This window comes from Frankia sp. AgKG'84/4 (genome assembly GCF_023242965.2).
Classification (GTDB): Bacteria; Actinomycetota; Actinomycetes; order Frankiales; family Frankiaceae; genus Frankia.
Genome location: NZ_JALKFU020001175.1, coordinates 1 through 2,705, shown reverse-complemented (window position 1 = coordinate 2,705; position 2,705 = coordinate 1). Strand labels below are relative to the sequence as shown.

Genomic DNA, 2,705 nt, shown 5'->3' with positions numbered 1-2,705 from the left:
GCCCGGGCCGCTGGGACACCCCGGCGGAGCCACACCGCGAGGGCACACGTCCCGAGGCGGCGCCGCGGCGGCGGGTGGAACCGTTCGACCACGAGCAGACACAGATCATCCGTGGCCTGCACGGCCGGCGGGTGCCCAGATCCGAGAGCTACCAGATCCGGCATCAGCGCGAGGCCGAAGGCCTCATCCCGATGTCCGGACCGATGACCGGCGAGTTCTTCCTCGGCGGGATGTTCCGCCAGGACGGCGAGGCGGCATCCGCCCCGCAGCCGGCGGGGCCGGCGGGGCCGGCCGCATCGACGCTCACCGCGCCGCCGGAGCCGGCCGACTACGGCCTCGCGGACCTCAGCGAGGAGATCGGCGCGGGCGGCCGGCACCGCGCCGAGCGCACCACCCGCGGGTCGTCACGGTCCCGGGCGATCTGGACGCTGGTCGACCAGGTGCTCTCCAGCGGGACGAACGCCGTCATGTCCTTCGTGATCGCCCGCAGCGTGAGCACGTCCGAGTTCGGCGCGTTCGGTGTCGCGTTCGCGATCTTCTCGTTGATGATCGGTTTCTCGAAGGCCGCGGGGACGGCGCCGCTGGGCATCCGCTTCGCCGACGCGCAGCCCCGGGTGTTCCGGGCCGCGGCCGCCGCCGGCGTGGGCACCGCCTTCGCCGTCGGCCTGTTGTCCGGCGTGGTCACGCTGCTCGTCGGGCTGGGCGTCGGGGGCTCGGTCGGCGCGGCCCTGGTCGCGATGGGCCTGGTGTTCCCGGCGTTGCTGCTGCAGGACGCCTGGCGGCAGGTCTTCTTCGCCGAGGGCCGGCCGGCGGCCGCCGCCCTCAACGACGGGGTGTGGGCGGTCGTCCAGTTCGTCGCGATCTTCGCGCTGATCGTCCGGGATGTGTCGACGTCGTGGGCGATGCTGCTGGCCTGGGGCGGCGCGGCGGCCGTCGCGGCCGTGCTGGGCATCTATCAGGCCGGCTTCGGCCCGGCGACCGGCCAGGTGCGGACCTGGCTCGTCGATCATCGCGACATCAACGGCTACATGAGCGCCGAGTACCTCACCGTCCAGGGCGCCCAGCAGGCCTCGACGCTGCTGCTGGGCGCGCTGAACGCGATCGACATCGTCGGGGCGCTGCGGGGGGTGCAGACCCTGCTCGGCCCGACGACGATCCTCGCGGTCGGCATCGTGAGCTGGGCCATCCCGGAGTTCTCCCGCCGCAAGGACATGTCCCCCGCAGCCCGGCTACGCGCCGCCTACGCCCTGTCCGCGGTGATCGTCAGCGTCGGCGTGATCTGGGGCACGATCTTCCTGGTGCTACCCGAGAGCGTCGGGCACGCCCTGCTGGGCGACACCTGGGCGCAGACGCACCACCTGCTGGCGCTGTCCATCGTCCAACAGGCGGGCCCGGCGGCCACGGTGGGCCCGGCCTGCATGCTCTACGCCCTCGGCAAGGCGAAGCTGACGTTCCGCGCGAACCTGATCCTGGCGCCGCAGCTGCTGGTCTACCCGGTCATCGGACTGGAGCTCGGCGGCGGGACGGGGGCGGTCGTCGGCTACATCGCCGCGTTCTGGATCACCGTCCCGTTCTGGTTCCTGCTGCTGCGCAGCGCCACCCTCGAAGACGACGAATCCGCCGCCGACTCGGCGTCGGAGGCGGTTCCCAGCGGATCGGGCGAGCCCGGATGAGCAGGAATCCGTTCGCCACGATCCGGCTCCGCGCGGAGATCCTCCGCAAACAGACCGCTCTGCCGGCCGGCCCTTGGCGTATATGTAGGATCTCGACCGGCGACCAGTCCGTTCCTGTTAATGCTGCCTGGCCAGGACCGGGCGGGGGGTTGAGATGATTCTGCGTATCCTGTACCGCTCGGTCGGTTCGGAGAACAACAAGAACCGGCCGGAGTTCTACAGCAAGCAACTCGCGCTCGCGTCCCTGCTGCGGGCTGCCGAGAATGTGGGCGTCACGACGAGGATCGTCTTCGTCAACGACGGGCCGATACCGGCGGACCGCCTTTCCATGATGTCGGCGGCCGGCGAGGTGATGCCGGTCACCTGCGGCAGTAACCGGGCATCGTACCGACACATACTCCGCATGCCCCGGGTACGGCGCTGGGCCGACGAGGACCTGGTGTGGCTGGCGGAGGACGACTACCTCTACACGGAGCGGTCGCTGGCCGCGCTGGTCGCGGCGGCCGCCGCCAGGCCCGACGCCGACTACTTCACGCTGTACAGCACGGTGCGCTTCGCCGCCGACTCGACCCGGCGCCGCCCGCGGGTCATCGAGCAGAGCAGCGGTGGGACCCCCAGCCTGACCCACATCGACGGCATCGCCTGGGCCCGCGCGGCCACCACCACCAGCACCTTCGGCGTGCGGGTCGCGACCCTGCTCGAGGACGAGACGCTGCTGCGGACCACCCCCTTCGTCGGCGGGGCGTTCGACCGCGCGACCTGCCTGGCGCTGCAGGGCTTCCAACCCTTCCGGCTGTCCGACCTGGGCGGGGAGCCGCCCAAGGTGGCGCCGCCGACGGCCACCCGGCGCCTCGCCCGCCGCGCCGCCCTCACCACCGTGCGTGCGACCCTGAACGCGGTGGCGCTGTCCCGGCCGGAGAACCGGCGGCGCTCCATGATCGTCCCCGAGCCGTCGCTGGCCACCCACATGGAGCTGGACGGCGCCATGGTCCCCGGCCACGACTGGGCCGCGGAGGCCGAGCTCGTGCGCGC

Annotated in this window: 1 protein-coding gene and 1 pseudogene; both read left to right on the top strand. The window is 72.3% G+C overall.

Annotation, left to right across the window (positions count from 1 at the left end):
• A pseudogene (locus MXD58_RS28350) lies at positions 1-1,673 on the top strand (hypothetical protein); the annotation flags it as partial.
• A gap of 154 nt (positions 1,674-1,827) precedes the next feature.
• The coding region (locus MXD58_RS28345; protein WP_250611231.1) for a hypothetical protein at positions 1,828-2,705 on the top strand (878 nt) is incomplete at its 3' end.